At 56.7% G+C, this 23,448-nt stretch carries 17 protein-coding genes and 1 pseudogene; 7 read left to right on the top strand and 11 right to left on the bottom strand.

Annotated features, from left to right (window positions below; all coding sequences use genetic code 11):
- Positions 1–309 precede the first annotated feature (309 nt).
- Positions 310–933: a hypothetical protein gene (locus P1X16_RS28805; protein WP_277236257.1), complete on the top strand. Its 624-nt coding sequence runs from the start codon at positions 310–312 to the stop codon at positions 931–933.
- A gap of 495 nt (positions 934–1,428) precedes the next feature.
- On the opposite strand, the gene P1X16_RS28810 is transcribed toward P1X16_RS28805, so the two are convergent.
- Positions 1,429–2,184 (bottom strand): LytTR family transcriptional regulator DNA-binding domain-containing protein, encoded by a 756-nt coding sequence (locus P1X16_RS28810; RefSeq protein ID WP_277236259.1) that lies wholly within the window; start codon positions 2,182–2,184, stop codon positions 1,429–1,431.
- A 244-nt stretch (positions 2,185–2,428) separates the two neighbouring features.
- Here P1X16_RS28810 and P1X16_RS28815 point away from each other — a divergent pair, with 244 nt between their 5' ends.
- Complete coding sequence (locus P1X16_RS28815; RefSeq protein WP_277236261.1) at positions 2,429–2,785, top strand: hypothetical protein; 357 nt, start codon at positions 2,429–2,431, stop codon at positions 2,783–2,785.
- 1,473 nt (positions 2,786–4,258) lie between these two features.
- Here the strand turns inward: P1X16_RS28815 and P1X16_RS28820 are convergent.
- Positions 4,259–4,573 carry a hypothetical protein gene (locus P1X16_RS28820; protein ID WP_277236263.1) on the bottom strand — a complete coding sequence of 105 codons (315 nt, stop codon included), beginning with the start codon at positions 4,571–4,573 and terminating at the stop codon, positions 4,259–4,261.
- A gap of 3,717 nt (positions 4,574–8,290) precedes the next feature.
- Between P1X16_RS28820 and P1X16_RS28825 the strand changes: the two genes are divergently transcribed.
- The 5 genes from P1X16_RS28825 to P1X16_RS28845 all read left to right on the top strand — a co-directional run bounded on the left by P1X16_RS28825 (position 8,291) and on the right by P1X16_RS28845 (position 15,063).
- Positions 8,291–9,010: a hypothetical protein gene (locus P1X16_RS28825; RefSeq protein ID WP_277236265.1), complete on the top strand. Its 720-nt coding sequence runs from the start codon at positions 8,291–8,293 to the stop codon at positions 9,008–9,010.
- 183 nt (positions 9,011–9,193) lie between these two features.
- Positions 9,194–10,348: a DUF5712 family protein gene (locus P1X16_RS28830; RefSeq protein WP_277236267.1), complete on the top strand. Its 1,155-nt coding sequence runs from the start codon at positions 9,194–9,196 to the stop codon at positions 10,346–10,348.
- 66 nt (positions 10,349–10,414) lie between these two features.
- A complete protein-coding gene (locus P1X16_RS28835; protein WP_277236269.1) occupies positions 10,415–13,321 on the top strand; it encodes a TraM recognition domain-containing protein in 2,907 nt (968 codons plus the stop codon).
- Between the two features lie 20 nt (positions 13,322–13,341).
- The gene (locus P1X16_RS28840; protein ID WP_277236271.1) at positions 13,342–13,902 is read left to right on the top strand and encodes a hypothetical protein; all 561 of its coding nucleotides are present in this window, start codon (positions 13,342–13,344) and stop codon (positions 13,900–13,902) included.
- Between the two features lie 33 nt (positions 13,903–13,935).
- Entirely contained in the window at positions 13,936–15,063 is a 1,128-nt protein-coding gene (locus P1X16_RS28845; RefSeq protein WP_277236273.1) for a Fic family protein, read from the top strand.
- 113 nt (positions 15,064–15,176) lie between these two features.
- On the opposite strand, the gene P1X16_RS28850 is transcribed toward P1X16_RS28845, so the two are convergent.
- The 9 genes and pseudogenes from P1X16_RS28850 to P1X16_RS28890 all read right to left on the bottom strand — a co-directional run.
- On the bottom strand, positions 15,177–15,464 hold the full coding sequence (locus P1X16_RS28850; RefSeq protein ID WP_277236275.1) for a hypothetical protein: 288 nt from the start codon (positions 15,462–15,464) through the stop codon (positions 15,177–15,179).
- A gap of 49 nt (positions 15,465–15,513) precedes the next feature.
- Positions 15,514–16,128 carry a hypothetical protein gene (locus P1X16_RS28855; RefSeq protein ID WP_277236276.1) on the bottom strand — a complete coding sequence of 205 codons (615 nt, stop codon included), beginning with the start codon at positions 16,126–16,128 and terminating at the stop codon, positions 15,514–15,516.
- 18 nt (positions 16,129–16,146) lie between these two features.
- Positions 16,147–17,118 (bottom strand): hypothetical protein, encoded by a 972-nt coding sequence (locus P1X16_RS28860; RefSeq protein WP_277236278.1) that lies wholly within the window; start codon positions 17,116–17,118, stop codon positions 16,147–16,149.
- A 36-nt stretch (positions 17,119–17,154) separates the two neighbouring features.
- Positions 17,155–17,739, bottom strand: a complete 585-nt coding sequence (locus tag P1X16_RS28865) for a hypothetical protein (RefSeq protein WP_277236279.1) — start codon at positions 17,737–17,739, stop codon at positions 17,155–17,157.
- Positions 17,740–17,879: 140 nt separating this feature from the next.
- Positions 17,880–18,800, bottom strand: coding sequence for a hypothetical protein (locus tag P1X16_RS28870; RefSeq protein WP_277236280.1), 921 nt, complete (start codon positions 18,798–18,800; stop codon positions 17,880–17,882).
- 217 nt (positions 18,801–19,017) lie between these two features.
- Positions 19,018–20,790, bottom strand: a complete 1,773-nt coding sequence (traM, locus tag P1X16_RS28875) for a conjugative transposon protein TraM (protein WP_277236282.1) — start codon at positions 20,788–20,790, stop codon at positions 19,018–19,020.
- Positions 20,790–21,947: a hypothetical protein gene (locus P1X16_RS28880; RefSeq protein ID WP_277236284.1), complete on the bottom strand. Its 1,158-nt coding sequence runs from the start codon at positions 21,945–21,947 to the stop codon at positions 20,790–20,792. Before P1X16_RS28880 ends, traM begins: the two co-directional genes overlap by 1 nt.
- Positions 21,948–22,084: 137 nt before the next feature.
- On the bottom strand, positions 22,085–22,801 hold the full coding sequence (locus tag P1X16_RS28885; protein WP_277236286.1) for a hypothetical protein: 717 nt from the start codon (positions 22,799–22,801) through the stop codon (positions 22,085–22,087).
- A gap of 43 nt (positions 22,802–22,844) precedes the next feature.
- Positions 22,845–23,448: pseudogene (locus P1X16_RS28890) on the bottom strand (hypothetical protein); the annotation flags it as partial.

Consider the following 23,448-nt stretch of genomic DNA (forward strand, 5'->3'; position numbering starts at 1 on the left):
TTGCCTGAAAAACGCCCCAGCAGCTTGAAAATGGGCTTTATACGGCGGCGATGCGCAAGATGCGATAGAAGGCCAGCGGAAACCAGCGGGCGGGAAAAGGCTGACGTACCGTTACGACCCAGGATTCAGTGCCAAAAGCGGCCCTAGAAGGCCAGAAAAGGGCCACCAGCGCCCGTAATCACCCCGGTTGGGGCACTACGCCACCCGATGCCTCGATAAGCAGGGTGCCGAGCGAATGATTGCGTATTTTATTGTGTTCCGAGAAACACAGACTATTTTGCCAAAAAATACAATTCATTTTCCTTGCTCATGACTAAGAATCCGAAAGGTCGCGCTGCCAGCACAACCCGTACTCCGCTTGACAATCCCCCCCTGTCGGCTCCTAAAACAAAGCGGGGCAACAGCGGCTGGGGACCAGTGGCTACCGAGCCAATGTTCACCGAAGTACCCCCCACGGCTCCAGTTGCGGCCGAAGCCACCGCAACAAGTCAGCCCAAACGCCGGCACCGCAAGTTCAAACACATCGTTGAGCGGCACCCAGGCCCCGACGGCAAGCGTGGCTTTACTTTCCGGGACCTGTGCCCGGTACTGCACGTGGCCGCCGAGTCGCTGCGGGCTGCGCTCATTGACCCGGGCCGCTTGACCGTGAACTCGATTGTTGCCTTGGCCGATCTGATGGAGGAGGACCCACAGATTGTGCTGAGCGACATTCTCGCGGAAGTTCGCTCCAACCCGGCCGCCCGCAAAGCCGCAGCCGCCAAAGCCCGCGCAGGTAAAAAGACCACGCCAGCCGCCGAGCAGCCGAGTGAGCCGGAGCCGGAGCCGGTTGAAACCAAGGCCCCAGTTAAAGCCACCAAAAGCAAAGAACCGGCCCCTAAATCCGCAGCTAAAACTGAGGGGAAGGCCGGCACTAAAAAAGGCAATAAGAAGTAACCGGGCCGCAGATGGGCACTCTGGCTGAGTTAAGAGAACTGATGTAGCTGGTGTAGCTGGCAAAGCGCCGTAATTATTGCAGGCAGCCCTTACAGGCCGCGGGTTAGGGAGTGCCACGGTTGCGGTGCTCTGGCGGACAGAAGCAGCCACTAAGCGGAAGCGGCGACTAAGGGGTAGCTGCCGAGGTAGTAGAGGAAAGGCTGCGGTTTGGTTGCCTGAGCAACAGTGGGCGGCAGGGTCACCACGATAAATACAGAGCTGGACATAACGGTTTTGGTAGCGGTGGTAGCGGCAATAGAAACAAGCAAGTAGGCTAACCCATGACCTTTCTGGGTCCTTGCTGAGCTAAAGCTAACCACCACCTGTGACCGTTTATGAGCTAATTCGTGAGTGACCTGAATTTTAGGTTAAGTGACCGTTATAAAGCGCGAACGACCGGAGCGGTATGCCCCAGTCGTTCCATCTTATTCCCTTACTTGTCGGTACTCGAATAAATCAGCCTACGGGATTTAGGCGTTTTTTTAGCTCTGGGCGAAACGTGCGGCTCACGGGGATAGGCAGCTTGGCAACTTCTACAAACGCTTCATCAAAGGCCGTCAGATGGTCGATATTGACGATGTAGGAACGGTGGGCCCGGATGAAATTCGGGGGGAGCGTCGCTTCCAGGGTGCGTAGGGTTTGGGCAAACGGTATCTTCTCGTTGAGGGTATGCAGGATGATGTACTTATCGTCCGCGAAAAAGTAGAGAATGTCGGCATACAGCACCCGGACCCATTTAGTGCCTTTGCGCACAAACATCGAGGGGCTGGTGCGGTCCTGGGGGGCCGGCGGCTGGGGAAGGCCTGCGCTCAGGTCCCGCACTTCCAGCCGGGGTGGGGGCGAGTCGTACGCTTTGAGTAGGGCCAGTTCCAACTGCACTTTGAGCGTGGCGTCGGTAAAGGGCTTGGTGATGTAGCCGTAGGGTTGTGCGATGTTGGCCCGGGCCAGGGTGGGGGAGTCCGAGCGCGCGGTCAGAAAAACCACGGGCAGGGCGAAGTGACGGCGCACCATAATAGCGGCCGCAATGCCGTCGCAGTCGCCGGCGATGTTAATGTCCATGAGCACCAGCTCCACGGCCTCCTTTTCCAATACCTCCAGGGCTGCTTCGCTGTTGTCAACCGGAGCCAGGGGGGTATGGCCCAGGCGTAGCAGGGAGCGCCGGATTTCTTGGGCGATCAACCATTCATCTTCAACAATCAATATAGTGGCCATGAGGCAAAGGTAAGGGGGCGGGAGGGATGAAAACAGACCAGCCCACCGCAGTTGATGGTCTAGTCCGGCAATGGGTACGAAAAGCTTAAATCTTGTATCTATTTACGCACACAATTTTGAATATTAACTCGTAAGAACCCTACCTTAGCCTTGTGTCAGTTTTTTTTCTAGGCGCTGGCTTCACTTGCTTACTTGTTCAAAACTACATCTGCCCTCACTTTTGCTACCGGCTTCCGATTAATTCATGGTTAAAACTGCCTCCAAATCCTGTTCCCAAACCGATGCCGAAAACACGGCCGACGGGAGGAAATCAACTCGTACCTTTCACGGCATCGTGCTGGAGGGAGGTTTTACCGTGCGTCAACTGTGTAGTGGAATGCACTTGGCTGCTGAATCTCTCAAAGCCGCTTACGATGAACCGGGCCGCTTGAGCCTGAACGCCGTAATGGCCTTTTCCGAGCTGGTGGGTGAGGAACCCGAGAAGCTGGTGGGTGATTTGTTCGCTGAAATCAGGGAACTACGTGAAAAGGGACCCGCGCCGGCAACTTCGAGAAGAAGCCGCTCGCTCAAACCTAAACCTCGCCCTTCGGAAGGTGGGTAAGATACCTCTCACTGTCCTGAATGATTTTACTTGACATTTGATTCCCGGCCTGCCTCAAGCAAGGTCGGGGTTTTTTTGACCCATATGGACTAGGAACGTGAGTAGTTAAGATCATGGTATGTCACTTTGGCTACAGCTTATAAATGCTACAAGTAGTGAAAGTACACTTTTGTTGCCTTCCCCGTGATTGGTATTCGATAAACAGACCATCAAGTCGTACTACAAACAAGACCTAGAAAGCGGGGGTGAGCGGAAACAGAGTGGGTGGAAAAAGCGGAGGGGGCTCAACTCTGAAATTATGGTAGCCAGGAAGCAGAGGGGCCGGGCAATGAAGCAGCGGAAGGGGGCAACGGCGTAAACGGAAGGTAGGCTAAAACGGGTAGCATCCACCAGGAACACGACCAGCACCACAGTTGAATTTTGGAAGAGGCGTTTTAGATGTGAACTACAAAACCAGATTCTCGCCCGGGTCAACCCCACGTCCTTTCTGGCTTTGGAGCAGCAGCAGGTACGTGGCGGAAAGACTGAGCCCAGTACACGAGGTGCCGGGAGGTGAGGCCGACAGAAAAGGTGTCGGGCGGAAGGTAGTCTGCGAGTCGAGGAGGGATAGTAGGGGAACTAGGCCGGGGCGAAAAAGGAAAGGGGCGGCAAGCAAGCAGGTCCACCATATTACCCGAGCAAGATTTCAGCCCACTGGAGAATGGCATTAAAAAAATGGTCTGGATTTCGGGGCACCCATCGACAAGCAGGCGGATCTGTTGAGTGGCTTACTTGTCGGCAATTCAGTGGTCGTAAAACGGCACTCTGGTAGCAAATAGAGTTTTGTCAAACGTCAATCTAATAGCAGATAACGGCAATCTGGTAGCAGGAATAAGTCTGGAACGTAAGCGCAGGCGGCAGATCCGAATAGAAAGAGTGACACCAGATAGGGCGCGCAGGAAAGTAGGAGAGGCAGGGAGGCGGGTAGTTGGGTGGGCTAAGCGAGGATGAGGCCAGGGGCAGGATGATGGGCAGCGTACGGGGGCGTTGAATAGATATTGCAGCAATAAAAGCTAACGGGGGAAAAGGCCGCTAGGGCTCAATACCGGATTGGAAAGGACCAGGCAGGAAGAGGGCGGACGGGTAGACGTGAATCAGGCTTCAACAGGTAGCCTCTTCCAGCTGTAAGACGACCAATAGTAGTGCAGGGCGAGGTATGACCAGCAGACAATTTGAAAGGGAGCTGGCCGGCGAGTAGGTGCAGCAAAATGAGCGCGCAGGCCGTGGATGGTGGCGTTAATAGGGCCGACAGGACGTATTGAGGGCAAGTAAGTAATTGCGTAAGTCAGCGGCGAAGAGTCGGGCTGGAAAAAGCCCAGAGCGAATAACTGGCCGGGTCAGAAAACCAAGGAAGCACTCTATAAGACCGGACACAAAAAGAGCGACTGGCCAGGAAAGACGAGTCGCTCTATATTGGGGGCTGAGGGGAACTCCCTATTTGACTAATCCCAGTCGAGTCATTTCACCCAGCATCTTGGGGGGATATTCAATGCCTTGTTTCTGCATGTAGGCAAGGTGGCGGGCAATAGCTTCCTTTAGAATTTCGGCAGCGGTCTGTTGCTTGGAAGTACCCTCATTCATAAAGGAAACATACCGGATGGCTTTGTCCTGGAGAGGATGCACCGTATAGTTTCCGACTTGCTTCTTACTGGACTTCGAGGAATCAGTGACGGAGGCAGGTTCGGTGATCTGGTCGGTAGCAGCAGAAGTGGAGTTACCGGTTAAGGAGGAATCGATTTTTTCAGACATGAGCGTAAGAGAGGTTAAGAAGTGATAGAGTCAAAGGGTACAGTGTGCGTATATGGATACACAAATAAACAACTAAAGATCAAAAAACGGGGGCGGCGGTGAAAAGTAACTTACCGATTGAAGGGCCCGCCGCAACAACAAGTAACCAGGCCACGGAGAAATCAGAGCAGCAGGAAGAAGTGCAGCCGGGAGGAGGGGGGAGCACAAAGGACGAATGGCCGAAAGGAAGCGCGGAGTTGAATCAGCAGACTGGTAAAAAAGGCCTCAGCAAGAAAACGCGCGGAGTGAGAAAGAAGGGCCGGTGGGGAATGAGCGACAGGGGAGGTCAGTACCATAATCGCCGCCGGGAAATGAAATGAACAGACTTTATTATCCCACTGCCTGTTTTCTGACGGGATGGAACGGAGATAATCTTGGTAAAAACCAAAGGATAGCAACGGAAGGGGCAGGGGCGGGGTAATTACAGTTAATTCCAGTTAAGAAGGCGTCAGGCGAAGTTGCTGGAATCAGTGGAAGGAGCAGCAGGGGGAAAAAGCCGGGTAAGGAAAAATCGGTATCGTCGAAAAAAGAAAGCACTTGGGAAAACAGGCCCGCCGAATAAAAAGACTGGGGCAGTAGAGAGAGGCGTCGGCTATTTGCCAGCAGGAAAAGGACGGGCTGTTGAAAGCAAATCAAAGGGAACCGTAACAACGCAGGGCTGAAAGTCAAGTAGTGGTAAAGCGACTGGCCAGCGTAAAAATGAATGCAGGCCGAATACGTAACTAAGCGAAAGGAATAAGCCGCCGAACAAAGAGAGCCAGTATCGAAACGGGAGGAGGCAATAAAAGCGAACGGCGATAAAATAGTTGTCAACTGAAAATGGCCAACTGCAATGGGAGGAAGCCGAAGGGGGCAGTAAGCGGGCAAGTTTTGTGGGGTGCCTGGTAATTTTATATCGAGATAATGTAGGGCCAGGAATAAGATGTTGCGGGGTAAGAATAAGTAGGAAGCAGTAGTAGCTGGGAGAAGATAAATTTTGTAGGTGGTAGTTTTCTGGAAGCTGCTGGAAAGGCAATAGAGATAAAAATGAGGGCCTGCGAAAAATGAGTAGCCGAAGGGTCAGGCGAGGTATTGAAATTGAATAAAGGAGTTGCCGACGAAAGGCAGGAAAAGACAGTCCACTAGAACAGCCGGGTTAATACCGAATTGAGGGAACAGGCTGCTTCGAGATTGGAACAGGAACAAATAGCACGCGCAAGACGAGGAAGGGGCTGGTATATAGAATTGGGAAACAGATAGGACCAGAATAAAGGCAGCAGGCAGAAAATTGGAAGCCGAAGGGTAATGAGTAATCGAAGAACAATGGCAGGTCTTAGGAAAAGGACGGCTGAAAAAACACGGGGCAGATAGTCGGCGGCAGTAGTCGAAAAGTAGAGTGGGTGGCCAGGCAAGATGTAGTGCTGAAAAGAAAGAGCCGGGTAGAGTCCGCGGAAGAAAAAAAGGGTGTCAGGAAGATAGACCAGCCAGTATAAAGCGCCATTATCACTTAAAAGCAAAAGTGCTGGAAGGGGTGGGCTTCTGAAAAAGGAGGCGACTTAAACACAGTAACCAGTATAGGCCAGCTGAATTGAAAAACCACCCGGGTAGATGGATTAAGCGGGAGGCTGGAAATGGTAGCGGGGAGAAAACAAGTCTGGCCGTTGGTTTAGCTGAGTCGGGTAAAGTAACTGGTGGGGAGAGGAGAGCCGTTAGGTAAAGGCGTTGGAGGTCTAATTAAATGGATAGGTAAATCAGCCTGAGTAAAGAAGCACACCAGGGAAGAAGATATAACAGCAGCAAGGGGAACTAGAGAGTTTGATAGAAACAGCAGCGGTAGTAGTCGGGATTTATTAAAGGCGCGGGAAGTGAGTTAGCGTGGTAGGATAGCTGTAAGTGGAGGGGCCGAGGTATGCGGTTTTGGCAGGTGGTTTATAATAGCGGTAGGCGGGAAAATAGGGTAGTGGGTAAATAGGTAATGAGTTGCAATAGCGAGGCAAAGACCGGCATCAGAAATCAAGTTCGGGAAGAACAGCAGAGGGTGAGCAATAGGAATGTAGGAGGGTAGTAAGGGTGTAGCATTGATAAGCAAAGTCACGAGTTGGGGAAAGTTAACTTGTAAGGACTAGTAGAATTTGAGGGAGATGTATTTAAGGCAAATGGTACTAGAATCCGCGGGTTTGATAAAGAGGGGATAAGAAACTTTCGCAGAGGGTTTGCGGAGAAGCTAAAGAGAGCAAAGGCTAGCAGCTGGAAGTCGGAAAAACGGTTTGAAGCAGGGAGAGCATTTGTAATGAGAATACAGCGGGTCCAGTTCGCTTGATAAATAAGTGTACAGGCCGGGTTGTCGAAAATGAAGTGGAGGGGTCGAGGTAAAGGCTGTAAACAAGGGTTCCAGAAAAAGTGAAGCAGGGTGAAAAGCGGTTGTCAGGAGAGACAGGCCAGCGTCAGAAAGTCGAGGGGAAAGTAAAGTAGCGATGGGGTGAAAAGGGAGAACAGGCAGTGGTTTAAGTCAGGTTAAAAAAGTAGGAGTTGAGCAAATCGTAGGCGAGGAGAAACGAAAAGCACGAAGGATAGAAATAGGGTCAGGATCATAATGCTAGAGAGAAGGGAGTAGGGACAAAAAGATCCGGAACCACTTCAAATAAAATGAGCCGTGAGAGGCAGTAAGTTGGAATATGGCCAGCGTAAAAAACGACAAAAAGAGCTGCTGTAGGAAAACTGTATAAAGCTGTTGGGGCTCAGGTAGACGGTTGAAAAAGGAGCTGTGAAAATTAGTAAGCCAACTCGTCAAGGTATAGGATGGATATGTTTGTTTGCTAGGCCTGGAAGTCAGAGAAGGAGGGTGGTGGCATTCGTGGGGTGAGAAGTCTCAGAGTGGGGAAGGCTTAGAATGGAGATGGTCGGAGGTAGTAGAAAAAGCGACTGGAGCAATGGGAACTATAGTGCTGAGGGGATACAAGGCTAGGAAGGGAGCGGCTCAATAATCGGGTAGTAGGTTGCTTGATAAAGATAGCTGGTTTGGCTGATAGGTCTTAGCAGGAGGAAATCCGAAAAAGCCAGGTGGAGGGAAAAAGCCGACGTAATAGAACAGGCGGTAGTAGTAGGTCTGGGTACGGGAGCGAGAAAGGTAGCTGGCGAAAAACTGGAGAGCTGAGAAAGCAGCAGGAGTAGCGGCAGTAAAATTGAGTTGAAAACCAGAAAGGCTACTCAAAGAGAAAGTGGCTCTTAGGGCAAGGATAGCCAGCTAGTTAGGAAAGCGAAAAAGGATGCCTAAGAGAAGGCTGGTTGTCGGGAGTAGTTAGTGTAGGGTAAGCAGCTAGAGTAGCGTGGTGAGGCGCAGGAGAACGAATAGGGGTAGTCTGCTTAGCTGGCAGTGGATAGTAGGAAGTAGAGCAGGATAGGTGTAGATTGAGTACGACACAGGGTTCTGAAATCCTAAATCTTAGCAATATTTAGCGAGAGGAGGCTCTTCAATCAAGGCTACCGCCTTGATTATCAGCGACAAACAGAGTTTTTCGGAGATTTACTACCGTAAATCATTGATTCATAGTATAAAAGTGGTGATAGAATAGCAAAAATGAACATGATAGCTACCCATTTTTATCAACACGTTAGCTAAAACGGTGATTACCGTACTTAACTACTTGATTTCAAGAATTTTTCTGGTGATAATCATTCACATAATTCCATTTAAGTTCCATGAGCACCAATAAAAACCCTGAGTCAGCTAAGCCTGATAAACCAAGCCCTTCCCGTGCTGCTAACTCGGTACGTGTTACTGGAGACGCCTTCCGTCAAGTAACAACACACGCCAAAAAGTTAAAGCTGACAAACGGCGAATACGTCAGCGCGGCAATTGCCTATTTTGCGGAAACCGGACTCGATCCAACCAAGGAACGGCCGCACGGATTGGCCAACGTGACTGCCAAAGTGAGCCAGGAGACGCTGGCGGTTCGGCAGCAGAACGTGGAGATTGGCAACCGCGTGATTTCAATTCTGCGGGGGTGGGAGAAAACGCTCTACGGCTTTTTGCAGCAGCAGCAGGCCGGCACCTTGAATTACTTGCAGCAGATTGAAAGCAACATTCTCGGCCACCAGGTCCAGGTCGAATCCACGTTGCTGGCCCCGATGGTGGAGCAGTTGTTCAAGGTCAATCTGGAAGCCTTTATCACCCGAGGGCTCACGTCCCAGCTGTTGGTAAAATCCACGAACCAACCAGAGGGAAGCTATCAAAGACAGATGGACACGTCCAACAATGGACGCGACCAGCAGCTGGCTTTGCTCATGCGCGAGTTCATAAAAACCAACAACGTGGACAAACCCAAACTGAGCCCCAAGCCTACGGTTCCAGCGACCCCGGCCAAAGCGCCCAGCCAGCCGGCCGCTACAACCCCGGCTGCGGGCGGGACCCAGAAATAGGACGGACAGTTGTACCGGGATTCCCACCAGCAGGCAGCAAACTGCGCTACCAACCAGCCGGGCATTCCAGCAAGTTTTGCCCTTACAACCGGGCGTGCAACCGGAAGGTAACGGCAGTTTTTTGGCCGTGCAACCCGGGTTGCAACGGGCGTTTTTTTTCTCACTGCTGACCTGAATTCACTGATGTATGCCAAGGTAATCAACCCCAAGACCAACGGCAAAGTCGTCTACAACAACAACGGCAGCTCCCTGCGGTGCGCCAACTATTTGGTGAAGGAAGCCAAGGAGGCCGGGGGCGAGGCCACGTTTTTTGGAGCGCCCGGCACCGAGCCCAAGACGGCAGACGAGGTGGTAAAAATGCTCGACGGCAACGTGAAAGGCTTGGGAAAAGACGACCCGAAATTTCACTCCCTGGTGCTGAGTCCGAGCGCCGACGAGCTGCTGCTCATCGGCAATAATCCGAAAGCGCTGGAGGAATACACCCAGAACGTGATGGACCTCTACGCCAAAAACTTCACGCTGAAAAACGGGAAGGAGTTGGGAGAAGCCAATCTGGTATGGGCCGCGACCATCCACCAGGAACGTAAAAACCGGGGCACGGACGAGGGCGTGCAGGGCGAGAAAAAGGAGGGTTTGCAAACCCACATTCACGTCATGGTATCAGCCCGCGACGCCGACCAGAAAATTACACTCAACCCGTTGGGCAAGGCCGACCGTTTCAACCGGGTGCAGTTCCAGGCCGAAGCCGTCACCCAGATGGAAGTGCAGTTCGGGCGGACGGTGCCCCGGGACGTAGCAGTAAAAGAGCCGACCCGCCGGCAGCGGGTGGAGCAGAAGGTGGAGGAGATAACGAGCAAGGCGGCCGCCAACCGGAAAGAGAAAAAGCCCCTAACCCCGGAGCAGATTGCCGCCAAGGATGCCCGGCTCGACATACAGGTTGCCCGCCTAAATTCCAAGCTCGATACCAGCTTGCAGCTCGACCCCAGCCGGGTGAAAGACATTGCCAAAGAACGCAAGTACGACAACGTATTCTACGCCACCCTGGGCCAAATCGAGCGCAACGCCGAGAAAGGAAAGTTCACGCCCCAGCCCTACGACTACCTGACCACGGGCCGCGTGGCCCGGGAACCCCAGCTGCACACCGGCCGGGCCATCGACCCCAACCGGGAATTTTCAACGTCGTTGCCTAAGCGCCGAGAGGAGCCGGAGCTGGCAGCGGGGATGCAGGCGTTGGAGCGTTCGGTTAAGAAGTTGGGAACAGCAATGGCCCCTAAAGGCCGGACGCAGGACGTACGCAGCGACACGGAAAAAGAGCAGGACCGCGAAAACGAAATGTAGAGTTGTGCTCTATTATGTACCTTTATACGAACTAAGTATCTTTATACGCACACAAATTTTCTCATCATGGCCACCCCTATTCCAATCGCCAAACCCAATTCTTCGGGCATCGGCGGGCTGATTGCGCTGATAGTACTGCTGGCCCTGCTGGGCGGGGAGTATTACTTGCTCACCACCCGGGACAGTCTCTTACACCCCACGCCTGAAATGGTAGCGCAAGCCAGCCAGGCCAAAGCCGCTGAGGCCGCAGCCAAGGCCGCACTGGCCAAAGCCGAGAAAAGTAAAAAGGGTAAAGACCCGCAGGCAGCCGGGAGCCCGACGGCCCCACCCCCCGGCCAGCCGCAGCCCCTGGACGTGAGCGCTATGTTCGGTCAATCAGCCGAAGGCGGGCCCGGAATGATGGAGAAGGCAATGGCGATGGTCAACGAATACGAGGAGATGGGCGTGGGCCTGGGCATCCGATTCGTGATGATACTCGCCTGTGTAGGCTTGATGTTTTTGCAGAAACCGCCTGCCCCAAAGGTGGGCGCGCAGCGTCGATACGCCCGCAATCCGAAAACCATTGTCGCGCCTATGCAGATGCTGGGTGTGCTGTTAGCCTTTAGCGCCATCGGACTTTTGGGAGTCGGCAGTGCTACCGGGGCAGTGCTTAGCTACGGCTATCCACTCGCGGCCGCGCTTTGTCTGGGCAGCGGTTTTATCGGCGGGATGCTCAAAGCCAGCACCGTTCCAGTAGAGGGGCGGCTCATGGCCGAGAAGATAAAGCGTGATACCGATTACGGTATCGTGCTCAAAGTTGAGGGCAACCGATACGTCAACGTTCCCAATCCCTTTCGCGGCAGTCTCGTGCTCGGTGGTGCCGGTGCGGGTAAAACGTATTCAGTTGGCGAGCCCTTTTTGGAGCAGTTCACCCAGAAAGGGATGTGCGGTATTATCTACGACTTCAAGTTTCCGGTACTGGCCGGCGCGGCCCAGAAAGCACTGTTGTACGCCCAGCCCGCCCATAAGAAATTGATGGAGCAGTACGAGCACAACAAGAAAAATAATATCCGCAACAAGGACGGCGACATAGAGGGCTTGCGCAAAGCAATCCGGCACCGGGTTGTCAATTTCCTCGACATGGAGCGTACGGAAAAAGTGAATCCGCTGCGGCCCCAGGATATGCCCGTCATTGCTTACGCCAAGGAATACGCGAAAACGATTCTCACCAATCTAAGCCCCGGTGGCGCAAAGAGCGGCGACAACTTCTTTACCAAAAGTTCGGAAGCGTACCTAACCGGTATCATCTGGTACTACCGAAATAACTACCCTGCGCTTTGCACGATTCCGCATACCGTGGCCACCGCGGTAAGTGACGATTATACCCACGTGCTGCATATGCTCAGTGAGGACGACGACTGCAAAGAGATTGTGCAGAGCTTAATTACCGCCATCAAGACCGGCGCGGAAAAGCAAATTGCCGGCGTCGTTTCCTCCTTGCAGGTTGACATGGCTGACCTTGCCACGCCCCAAATCAGTTGGGTAATGGCCCCTGATGAGGACCCCCGCCTCGGAGAAGATGCCGAAGGGTTTTCGCTCAATCTCAACGACCCGAACAACCCTACGCTGCTCACTATCGGCAACGACCCCACACTGGCCAGGACCTTTTCGCCGGTTATTTCGTGCGTGATTGCCGTAGCCTTGAAACTCATGAATCAGCAGCACAAGCACCCGAGCTTTGTGCTGATTGATGAGGGCGCGACCATCTACGTCCCGGGCCTGGAAACCATCCCGGCGACGGCCCGCTCCAACAGAGTGGCGATGCTTTACATGACGCAGGATATGGCTCAGCTCATTGACGCCTACGGGAAAGACAAGGCTACGGTGCTGGTATCAAACCTGAACAACCAGTTTTTCGGGAAGATAAACTCGGCTGAAACTGCCCGCCTCATATCCGACATGGTGGGCAAGGAAGAAACGGAAATGGTATCGGTAAGCACCGGCCAAAGCATGGGCGGCACCGGCGGCTCCAACAAAGGGCAAAGCGTAAGCATCCAGGAAAAGCAAGTGTTTCGGATGCAGGATGCGTACACGTTGCGGCAAGGGGAGTTTGTCGGCCAGACCGTGGAAACCCCGCAGTCGTTCTTCATGGGCCTGATGGAAAGGGAGGTCGAACCCGGAAGTTATCCAATTGAGAAGTTCACCCATTTCGCGGCCGCGAAAGGAGTAGTGGATTCGCGCATCCGTAGCAAAGTCGAGAAGCGGGCGACCTTAATGAAAGCCGAGAAAGACAAAGACGCGGCCGAACAGCTACGCAAAACGGAGGAGCGAGCAGCAGCACGAGCGACCGCCAAAGCCGCTGAACGAACGGTACTGATTACTGAAAGCAAGTTGACGCCGCCCGCCCGCCAGGACATGAAGCCTCTCTTAACAGCCCCAGTTCCCGAGGCAAAAACAGCGGATACTGCGAAGGATATTCCGAACATATCTACTACCTATTTGGCAGTGGGAGAATCTCAGGACGAGCCCGGCGATGAAACTGCCGAAGCCAAGGAGCGGGCGGATTGGGATTGGGAGAGCGAGGACGTTAACGGCCCTAGTCAGGAGCCAAGCTATAAACCCAGCGCCGCCGAACAGCTCGCCCTGGAGCAACGCGCGGCGCACTCACGCCACGCCCGCGAGCGGACCCAGCGGGTGCCGGACGCGGCCAACAATGCCAACTGGCAGTCGGAGTCTCAGCGGCACGAAGCGGCGGAAAAGCTCGCCGCCGAGCAGGCCGAAGAACGGCAGCGGGAGCGGACCACCCAGATTAAAGAACGGCCTTCGGGCTCCATTCTGGCCGACATGATTGCCGAGAATCACCGCCGCATCAGAAGAGAAGTAGCACAGGCCATTGAGAACAGCGGCGAGAATAGCCTCTCCAAAGAAGGCCTGGCAAGAGCAGCGCAAGCAGCGAAAAACAAAGCCAACTCCGTGGGGCAGTCGCCTTATTAATATCTAACTCTCTTATACCCATGTCTGCTAAATTCTCCCCACCAGACCCCGCCGAGGTGGCGCTGCTGCACACCTTCCACCATCTGAGCCATCCTGGGCAGCAAAAGATTTTGGCTGACTTTGCCGCCGGAGAAATCGGCGTTGAAACCACGGCCTACCTGCTCATTCAAGAAGCGAAGGAGCGATTCCCAGCCCTGAAAGCCGCCCGCGAAGCGGAGGCCGAGCAGCGCGAAACCCGCGCTCGGGAAGCGCGGGAAATGGCTGAAAACGAAAAAGCCAACGGACCCACTTTCGTTGACTATACCCCGGAGGGTCGGCCCGTCAACGAACCGGCGAAACCATTACCCGCTGGGTCATTGGTAGGCACTGTGGCCCAACCAGCAGCAGTTACGGTAGGAGCTTTAGCGGCCATAGAAACAGCCGAAGCCACTGAAACCACCGAAACCCACACCCCGGATGAAGAGTCCACTAGCAACGACCATGTGGAAGATGATGCCAACGACTTCCCGATGGAAGATGATAGTACATGGCAGGTGGCGGACTTGGACGAGGAGCAGCAGACTTACCAGGGCGACGAATAACCATCCTTATCTACACCTTCAATCTTCAGTATTATGCCTGATGAATCTTTAGACGTATTTAGCGCCGGTGCTAGCGCGAAAGTAATCCCTGGGGCCACTGAATTCGGCCAGCCCACGGAGCGCCGGGTAGCCCCCGTACCCGATAACCTGCTAGGCACTACCGAGCCCTTACTCCTGCAAATGGCAGAGGACGCCAACGGCAGCCTACGGGCTTGGGAGGTACAGGTTGGGGACGTGCATATACCCGGCAAGTTCGACGCGGCTCACTTACGCGACATACACGCCCACATCATGCAGGATATTTATCCTGCGCCCGGGGCTACGCGCGGTGACGAGCGGCTGATTGCCCAACACGAAGCGAAAGTCAACCCGGAGAAAGAGCTGCCGCTGGAGTACGACACCCGGATTGGCAGCAACGGCGAAAACATCACGCTGCTGGACGTGGGTAAGGTAAACAAGCGGCTCGATGATTTAAGCAGCCTGCTGGAGCGCGAAAATACGCTACAAGGCCTGGACAAGCAGGCTTTTGTGGGCAAGCTGGCCGACTACTATACCGAGTACAGTCATGCCGCACCATTCCGGGCGGGCAATGAGCACGTGTTAGGCGTCGTGATGAATCAAATCGGCAAAGAGGCCGGCTACGTGGTATCTCCTGCCGTCGCCCAACATCTACGCGAAGCAACCGACGCCACGCTCGAAGCGGGTGTCACCAGCGACAAAAGCCGCTTGATTCAGGTATTCAGTAGCGTGACGAGCGAAGCACCCGGACGAGGAGCGGAAGCCCGCCGCGACCCTACCCAGTCGGCCCTGCCGCTGGAGGTGTCCGCTGAGATAAAGAAAAGACAAGCCGAGGAGGATATGGGGCAGGCCGGCGCAAAACTAATAGGGCGGGTGGGCGGGCAGGAAGAAGAACGATTCAAGACCAGTATGCGGGCCCTTATTGCTGGCGACTCAGCCCCCGAGCACATCAACGTAGTGCGCACCACGGCGCTCAAATACGGCGGCCAGGACTTGGCTGCCGAAACCAAACGTATTGAGCAGGGCGCGGCCTTTCTCGACAACTACCGGCGCGGCGAGCAGCAGCAGGACCGCCAGAACGATCAGGCACAGGTGAGCCCCCGCGAAACGGGCCGCACGGTGCCCAACGAAATCACCCGGTAGTCACTGCCCCACCACTATTCAAAAAAGCCCCCGCAACTTGGTGTTGCGGGGGCTTTTTTCATGCAGCATACTAGCTCCTCAGAAGGGAGTTATCAGGCAGTAGGGAATAAAAACTAGCGGCCAGCGCGTTGGTTGCCAGCCGGGGTAACCTTGGACACCTCTGCCTGGACGGAGGCAGGGCCAGTAGTAGTAGTGGTAGTGTTAGCAGCGGCCAACGCTGCTTCTTTGCGGTCGCGTAGTTCTACCCGCAGTGCCCGGATTTCTTTGCGCCGCACAGTGGAGCCGGTCAGGCTCAATTTTTCTTTGCCTTCTAAATGTTCAAGGCGCGCAAGCACCCAATCATCGTTTTTGTCGGTGTAAGAGGAAACCCATTCGGAGGTCGGGGAAGTAGAGGCGGCCATGTAAAAAAGGAAAGAGGATAGAGTTGGAATAATAGACGCAAAAGAGGCGCTAGTCCTGGGGCGTCGCAGCAGTATCATGGGTGCCGGTCGCTGCTTTATCGGTTGCACGACCGCGCCGCAGAAAAGAGGTACTGGCAGCGGGCCGGGCCTGGCTGGCTTCCAGAAGCCGAGCGTAGGCTTCGGCCAGTTGCAGCTGCTGGGCCTGGAGCACAACGATTTGTGCGTTCAACTCCTTGACAGCTTCTACCAGCAGGGGCGTGAGCTGGCCCGCGTTGACGGTCTGAACCCCGTTTATCAGGTTGGTGCGCACCAGTTCGGGGTACACGCGGGCGAGGTCGCCGGGCAGCAGCCCGTATTGGGCCCCTTCTTCCCCCTGACCGGGCAGAAATTTGAAGCGCACGGGCCGCAGCTGGATTAGCTTGGGCAGCACTCCCACCAGTGGCGAAGAGTCACCTTTGAGGCGGGAGCCGGGCGCAGGCTGCGCGGCGTTGGGAAGTAGCGCGGCCGCTGGGCCACTGGCAGCAACGGTAGCTGGCGCAGGGGCGCTCTTAACGGGTACCACTTCGATGGCCGACCATGTTTGCCCGGTCTGGGCGTACAAGGCGGGCGTGGTGAGAGCCGTGAGCGACGCCAATAAAACGGAATAAATCCGGGGAGAACGCATAAGCAGCGGGGAAAAGGCTTAGAAATACGAGTAGGATTGCCAGAGCGAGCCTTGCTGATCGGTGGTCGGCAGCAGGCCGGGCGGTAAACCCTGCACTAGCTCGCGGGTGTCCTCGATATAGCGGCGAGCCCGCCACCAGGACACCAGCACTTGCGCCAGCAGGGCCAGGGCCACCGGCACCAGCAGCACGGGAAGCGTTGGGGTGGGCGAGGCGACGAGCAGCAGCACCACCGTCAGAAAAGCGCCGACCAGCAGCACCGGTGGCCACCACACCAGGGCCCACGGGGCGCGGGCCAGTTGCGCGGCAACCACTGTAGAGTCGGGGCGCAGGCGGGCCGGACGCGCCAGCCAAGCCTGGGCGATGCCCAGCCGCCACGTACGCAGCCGACGGAACAGCAACCCGCCGAAAGCAAGGGCCCCTAGCAGCGGCAGCACCAGCAGGGGCCAAAGGGCGGGGCCTTTGCCGGCGTTCCAGATATACACGTCGAGCAGTCCGAAGGCGAGCAGCAGCAGGGGCAGGCCCTGCGCCAGCCAGCGACCGAGACGAGGCGCAGCCAAGACCTCTGACGCAGGCTGCCAGGCCGCATCCACTTCGGGCAGCTGAATAAAGGTATCAGCCGGCGAAAGTGCCTTTAGGCGCAACACGGCTAGTGTGCGCTGCCGGAGCCAGCCGCCGGCCGTGTGGTCCACCGGCGAAGGCTCACTCACTACTTCGCTCAGTAGGGCGTCGAAGCGGTCGGCAGCTTCCGGGTTGGTCTGGTACACCATGTCGAACCCGGTCCGGCCGGTGAGTTGCAAAACCGTGGTGGCGATACCGGCCCGCTCCAACGTTTGCTGAATCAGGTCCGAGCCCACGGCCACGGCGGCCCGGGTGGCGGGCTGTTGCCGCAGCAAACCCAGGGCGAGCACTTCGGCCAAATGGGCGGGCAGTAGAGGGGCAGGTAGGGGCTGGTCCTGCCAGCTGCGGCTAAGAGTGGAGATACTTTCCATGAGGAGGAGCGGAACGGTAGGAGAGGAAAAGCGGGCCTACTGGCCGAGGTAAAACGTCAGACCGCCGCCGAAAAAGCGAGGCAGCGAGTTGAGCGGATTGCCAACCGTGTACCACACCTGGCGGGCTTCGCCGGAAAGGGAAAGCCGGTCGTTGAGGTAGACCTCCCCGGCAAACCCTAGCGAAGGACCCACGGTAAACCCGTCTTTCTGGGCCGGGCCAGTCGGCGGCAGACGCTCGTAGCGCGTCCGGACTTGAAACGGCAACCGCAGATAGAACACTTCGCCTACGTGCAGCAGCCGGGGGGCAATGCCGAGGGCCAGCTCGTAGCCCCGGTAGCGGGGCTGGCCCTCCCCGGACCGTGATTCTTTGCGCGGGCCCTGCTCCAGTGTACCGGCCACCTCGAAGCGCATTTTGTCGGTTAAAAAACGACCGTAGGAGCCCGAGTAGTACAGGCCGGTGCTGGTAATGCCCCCCGTCGCGCTCAGGGCGTTCAGGTGACGCACTTCGCGCTGGGCAAAGACCGGAGAAACGGCCGTCCCAGCCAGGGCCAGCAGCAGCAGCGCGCGAGGGCCAAAATGGGCGGGTCGGCGGGGAGAGGCGAAAGTAGAAAAAGCAATCACGGATGGCGGTCAGGAAAGAGGGTTGAACGAAAATTCTTGTGCGTATTTAGTTACAAAGTAACAAACAAAAAATGGGGAGCCGGTAGCCAATAGCTCCAACTCCCCATTTTTAATTGAGCGTCTGCCCAGCAGGCCGCCTCTTAATAGTCAGCATCTTCGTTCGGGTGCATGGCGTGGTGCATGGCGTTGAGGCCAGCCACCTGATTCTGGTCGCTGATCACTTTTTCCGCGGCCAGTTGGGTTGGGCCTTTCTGGGCCGCCGAAGCAATCAGGGCCGAAGCTTTTTCGCGCAGCTCGATGGCCTCACGCATCATTTGCGCCGACTGGTTCTGGACCGTTACGCGCTCGCCATCGGTCATGCTCATGGCATTGTCCGTATTGGTCGAGGCTTGCAGCTCGATGGCCGTGGCCGTCATTTCGTCGGCCAGCTTCCGGTACTGAAAGGCCTGTATAATCTTGTCATGCTGCGCCTTGTTTTCCACGGCCAGCTGCGCCATGACGGCATTTGTTTGCTGCTGACGCATTTCCCGAGCCGAACGACGTACGCCGGCCTTGGTGGAAACCACCGTAAATTCTTCCTTCGCAATTTCAGCGTCGTTGTCAGCGGCTACGGCCAGGGCTTGCGTGAACACCTGGGTTTGACCCACGGAAGGCAGAGAGCTGGCAAAGTTCGTACTCGACAGGTTCAGGGCCAGGTTCCTGAGTTCAATCATGTTTGACACCCGCAGGTTACGAATGTTGGCCACCATTTTCAAATCGGCCTGAATTTGCTGCTGGAGGAGTAACCCCTGGTTGGTCAAGTCGCGCACCTGGTCCGTTACGCTCTTGATATTAGTAGCAATGTTGTTCGCCGTTTGCGCGGCCTGGAAGGCATCTTTAACCACGCCGTAGTTTTCGATGGTCTTAATCCATTCGCGGGCCTTGTTGGCAAACTCAGCCAACTGCACGCCGATGTGTGGAACGTCGGTGGTAAACATCTGCGCCCGCGCCGGCAACGCAGTAGTGGAAACGAGAAGGGCGACGGCGGCGAGGCGGGCGGCCCAGGGGGAAAAGGAACGCATAGAAGTGGAAAAAATGAGGTGAAAAATGAGGTGAAATGAAAATTGCAATTCGACCGCTTCGGCCGCACAAAACCCTACGTCGGTCGTAATATACGCTAAAAGCGGGCTTCGGCAAGCGGTTCCTGTGCCTGAATAAGCACAAGGGCGTTAAGCGCCGAAACGGCCCGGAATCCACGAAGGACCCGGGCCGAAACCAGTGCTTTTTTCCCCCTACCTTTTAGCGGCCGCCGAGCACCCGGCCGACCTGCGTGCCGACCTGCGGGGCCACGCGGCGGGCCTCCTGTACGGCTTGATCCACGGGATAATAAAGCGGGGGTACAACGCCCTGGTTGCCGTTATAGCCGCCCTGGCCCTGGCCCGACATGAGCAGGCTCTGGAAGGGGTTGCCTTCTTGGCCCATGACACCCGTAGGCGTTAGCGCCCCGCCCTGACGCATTGCTCCCGCCCCACCAGTGCCTTGTTGAGGTTTGGAAAGCAACAACGGGTAGCCGTCCGGCAACGATACTTCCCGTAGCTTCTGACCGCCTTTGGGAATCCGCCCCAGCATCGTGACGCCCATCCGGCCAGCAATACCGGCCACCGAGTTGGCTGCGTTCTGGCTTTGGGCAATGGCATTGCTCAATTCCTGAGTGCCGGACTGCTGCATTCCGCCCGAGAAAGTTTCCTGCCCCTGTACCGGGGCCCGCTTGCCCGGGTCGATCATAATACCGGGCATATAGGCGTAATTGAAGGTTTGGACCTTTACCCGGTGCGGGCCCAGCCGGTCGATGCTCAGGTTAACGCGGTTGGCATCCACGCTGGCTAGCGCCGAAAACAGCATGTTGCGCGGAAAGGTGATACCGTTGAAGGTGGCATCTTCCGTCAAGCGCAGCACCACGACCGTACCCGTTTTCACTACCTGATCGCCCTGAATTGAGCACCGATAGAAAATATCGGGGATGGGTGCTTCCTCTTCCTGCTCCTGGCCCTGGCCGCTGCCCTGGCCCCGATACCGGATGGTGTTGAAGCCGTCCATGCCGGGAATGTAGGCCATCTCCGCACGGCGGTCCCGGGCCGAATTACCGTTTTGCTGCTGGAGGCTGGCTGGCAGCGGCCGGTAGCGCTTGCCGCTCATCTTCTCGTAGGTGGCCTTTACCTCGTCGGGCAAACCGGCAATCATCAGGTTGATTTCGTCGTTCGTCTCGAACGGCACACCGTCCGTGTCGTACTTCGGCTGCGGCCGCTCACTTGGTTGCGACGACTGGTTATAACTGTTCTGGTTACCCGGCGTCACTCCCGAAAAGCCGCCGTTAGTTGGGCCCGTGTAGTAGTTGGGACGGGCTGGCCGGTCCCCTATATAGCGGCTGCGCGGGGAGCGGGCGGGAGCCGATGTGGCCACCGGTACTTTCTGCACGGGCACCCGCTTTTGCACGAACTGGCCGGTGCTGCGGTCCCGGTAGGTGATGGTCATGGAATCGGTGTTGTTGGCCCGAGCAGCCAGCGCCATCTGAGCGGCGTAATCCTGGCGTTGCTGCGGGGTGGGGGGCGTTTCGCCGGCCGGAGTAGTCGCGCTGCCATCGGCCAACATTACGCTCGGGTCCACTTCTTCAGTTTTCACCCGGTCGCGGTCGAGGCTTTCTTCCACGCCATCCACAGGTTCGGCTGCCGCTTCGGGCTTGGGAACCCCGGTGAGCTGACCGAGTTCGGAGGCCACCGGCGAGGGAGGCGTGGCCGTCTCAATTTTGTTGGTCAGGGTCAGGTACCAGAAGCCGATGCCGACGCAAAAGAGCAAGACAATCGCAGCCAGCACCTTAAATTTATTGGCAACCAGCAGCTGGACGAAATCGACTTTTTTCTTGGGCGCGTCGCCTTCCTCCTCAGCACCCGGGTCGTCTGGGTCGATTAGCTCATCGTCCAGACCGCTAGGCGGGCTGGTCGGCGGCGTAGGTATACCAGTAGGCAAGCCGGGGGAAAGGGAAGGCGGCGGGGTAGTAGGGTCTTGCGTACTCATTAGAGAGGAGTCGAAAAGGTGGGAGCGGTGTTAATCACGCGCGAAGGAATTTTAAGGGCAATGGCCCGGGCCCCGCTCAACTCACGGACGCCCACAGCCAGGTGGCCTTCATTGCTGGCGGCGTACAATGGCACGGCGTAATGGAGATAGCCGGTGCTATTGGCTGGAATCCGCTGATTGGCCCGGCTGGCTGCCGGCATCATGGGGCGGCGCGCCTCGTTGCGCTTTTTGCCCATAAACTTCTTCTTGTCATTTTCAACCAGCGTGAAGTCGGCAAAGTCCACCTGGTAGTCGATGCTGGAATGATTCACCAGTTGAAACCGCAGGTAAGTGAACTGCTTGTCGTTGCGCACGTTCACCAGCGAAAAACTCAGGCGGTTATCGACCGTGGCCACGGAGTGTAGTTGGATAGCTTCCTTATCGAGCGTACGCAGGCGGGCATTGAGGCGATCTTTGGCCGTAGGAGCCCGGTCAATGGCCAACTCGTTATCGGGCCCCACGCCGGGTGAGGAGCGCTGGAGCACGGCCCCGGTCGAGGTTTGCAGGCCGGGCTGATTGGAGTCGGCCACGTCCTGTGCGTCAAGTTCGTTGAGGTTTTCCAGGTTCGGGCCGACAATAGCATCCGGACCCAGCATTTCGCCGGGTTTGACTTGCGTAGGAACCGGTGGCGCGAGGGCCCCAGGTTTCGTGAAGTCATAGAGCATGAGGACCGGGCGTTGTACGTTCACTAGGCGGCCCATCCAGTACTTGTTGCCGTATCTGACCATGACGGGCGTGGGCGGGGTGCTTTTCTTGCGGGCCCGGATAAAGACGCTCGTAGCCTCAATCTTGATAAGGTAGTTGTTGAGCATTCCCACGTCCACCAAACTGACGGCCCCGGGAAAAACGAGGTAGGTGGTGCTGGAGTCCGACACGGCCACGTCGAGCAACGTAGGCGTCGCGCCAAAAGGTGTACGCGGCGGGGGAGTGGCTAAACGCTCCCGGGGCAGGACCCGGTGGCGAGGCACGAAGGCCGGTGACACGTCAGCCGCGGTAGTTGCCGCCGTGGCGGGGGCGGGCAGCGTAGCAGGAATACCGGGCGGCAGTTGCTGGGCGTGCGTGGTTCCGGCCGAGACGAGTAGAGCCGCCAGAGCGAGAAAGGAAAGAGGAAGCCTCATAAGAAAAAGGGAGTGAAATGGAACGTATAACTGGTGCAGTAAATGTACCCCAGTTTGTGCGTATTTAAGCACAAGGCTAGGCGAAAAAAAGGCCGCAGAGAACTGCGGCCTTCCCGGAGAAGTGCGCGCAAACGGGCTTATCTGACCGGTTCCGAGGCTTTAGCAGCTTCGGCCGCTGCCTGAGCGGCGGCCAGTTCGGCCGCGTCACGCTCCGCCTGTTTATCAAGGGCACGCTTTTCAGCGTTGCTTACGGCCGCGTTGTAGGGGAAGTAATCGAAGTGGGTGAGCTGCATCCCAAAGGGGTTGCGCTCCGAGCGGTACGTGTTGGTCAGCTCGAACGAAATGCCCATCGGCTGCGACTTGCTTTGCCGGTCCCCCAGAAAGCCAGTCTGACGCATATAGAGCTTGCCGCGTACTGGCAGTTCCTGCGTGTTGAGCACTATACTGTCCACGGCCACGGTCGTCCGGGCCCCGAACTTGGTGTAGGTGCCCAGCACGTCCTGGCGTTTGAAGTCGGCGTAGATGCGGCGGCCCCCGATATCGTCAATCAGCGGTAAAGCCGCGTTCAGGTTCGTTTTGTACGTGTATTGGTCATGGCCGTACATATTGAGGGCAAAGTGGCGGACGAGGTTGCGCATTTCATAGGGCGTATGGTTTTCCGGCGAATCGGCCAGTGCCATCTGCGACGTGCCGCTTTGGCCCACCACGTACACTTGCTTGCCCACCGAGCCGTAGGCGTGAAGGCCGAAGATCACCGAGGCCACAATGCCGACGATGCCCACCAGCAGGCCACCGAGGCCCATTAGCCGCATGGTATTATAGCTCTGCTGTAAGTCTTTGATTTTATCGCTCATCTGAGTAAAAAACTAAAAAAAAGGTTGAGAAAAAATGAATAGGCTAGCTCTGAGCGGCCGGCAGCGTAGGCGGCTTTTCGTCGGGGTTGATGGCAATAGGAGGAGGCGCGGCGGGGCGCACGAGCGAGGAGGCAAACCCGCCGAAACCGCCGGCGGAACCGCCTGTACTGCCCGGACCGGAACTGGCCACGGCCTGCTGAATTGTAGCTCCGGCAGGAACCGCCGCCGCAGTACTCATCGCTGGGGCAGCCGCGCCGGTAACAGAGCCCCCATTGGGACCGGCCGAGGACGCCACACTCTGTGCGTCTACCGTCTGCGCACTGCCAGCCCCAACGACCGGAGAGGCGTTACCCTGCGTGGCCCCCGTAAAGCGCTGGGGCATCGACCCCTGGGGCACGGCTGAACGCACGGCTGAACCCGTAGCGTTTTGTGTGGCCGCCCCCGCCATTGAGGGAGGACCGCCGGCAAGCATCTGGCCGATGTTGCTAAGGTTGCCCCCCGCGCCCATGCCCATGCTATTCTGGACGCTTGAGGTGGCTGCCCGGCCAAAAGCAGCCGCTTTACCGGCAACACCCGCACCGGCAGCTCCGGCGGCGTTGGCCCCCTGGGCTCCGGCCCCGGCTACGCCCAGCGCCGCGCCGCCGGCC

Origin of the sequence: Hymenobacter sp. YC55, assembly GCF_029433095.1 — a bacterium.
Taxonomy (GTDB): domain Bacteria; phylum Bacteroidota; class Bacteroidia; order Cytophagales; family Hymenobacteraceae; genus Hymenobacter.

What these genes read in the sequence shown, in the direction of transcription:
- P1X16_RS28855 (WP_277236276.1), bottom strand. Translation starts at nt 16,128, where the DNA reads ATGCGTTCTCCCCGGATTTATTCCGTTTTATTGGCGTCGCTCACGGCT.
- P1X16_RS28870 (WP_277236280.1), bottom strand. Translation starts at nt 18,800, where the DNA reads ATGCGTTCCTTTTCCCCCTGGGCCGCCCGCCTCGCCGCCGTCGCCCTT.
- P1X16_RS28830 (WP_277236267.1), top strand. Translation starts at nt 9,194, where the DNA reads ATGTATGCCAAGGTAATCAACCCCAAGACCAACGGCAAAGTCGTCTAC.
- P1X16_RS28815 (WP_277236261.1), top strand. Translation starts at nt 2,429, where the DNA reads ATGGTTAAAACTGCCTCCAAATCCTGTTCCCAAACCGATGCCGAAAAC.
- P1X16_RS28880 (WP_277236284.1), bottom strand. Translation starts at nt 21,947, where the DNA reads ATGAGGCTTCCTCTTTCCTTTCTCGCTCTGGCGGCTCTACTCGTCTCG.
- P1X16_RS28820 (WP_277236263.1), bottom strand. Translation starts at nt 4,573, where the DNA reads ATGTCTGAAAAAATCGATTCCTCCTTAACCGGTAACTCCACTTCTGCT.
- P1X16_RS28860 (WP_277236278.1), bottom strand. Translation starts at nt 17,118, where the DNA reads ATGGAAAGTATCTCCACTCTTAGCCGCAGCTGGCAGGACCAGCCCCTA.
- P1X16_RS28835 (WP_277236269.1), top strand. Translation starts at nt 10,415, where the DNA reads ATGGCCACCCCTATTCCAATCGCCAAACCCAATTCTTCGGGCATCGGC.
- traM (WP_277236282.1), bottom strand. Translation starts at nt 20,790, where the DNA reads ATGAGTACGCAAGACCCTACTACCCCGCCGCCTTCCCTTTCCCCCGGC.
- P1X16_RS28805 (WP_277236257.1), top strand. Translation starts at nt 310, where the DNA reads ATGACTAAGAATCCGAAAGGTCGCGCTGCCAGCACAACCCGTACTCCG.
- P1X16_RS28845 (WP_277236273.1), top strand. Translation starts at nt 13,936, where the DNA reads ATGCCTGATGAATCTTTAGACGTATTTAGCGCCGGTGCTAGCGCGAAA.
- P1X16_RS28825 (WP_277236265.1), top strand. Translation starts at nt 8,291, where the DNA reads ATGAGCACCAATAAAAACCCTGAGTCAGCTAAGCCTGATAAACCAAGC.
- P1X16_RS28850 (WP_277236275.1), bottom strand. Translation starts at nt 15,464, where the DNA reads ATGGCCGCCTCTACTTCCCCGACCTCCGAATGGGTTTCCTCTTACACC.
- P1X16_RS28885 (WP_277236286.1), bottom strand. Translation starts at nt 22,801, where the DNA reads ATGAGCGATAAAATCAAAGACTTACAGCAGAGCTATAATACCATGCGG.
- P1X16_RS28810 (WP_277236259.1), bottom strand. Translation starts at nt 2,184, where the DNA reads ATGGCCACTATATTGATTGTTGAAGATGAATGGTTGATCGCCCAAGAA.
- P1X16_RS28840 (WP_277236271.1), top strand. Translation starts at nt 13,342, where the DNA reads ATGTCTGCTAAATTCTCCCCACCAGACCCCGCCGAGGTGGCGCTGCTG.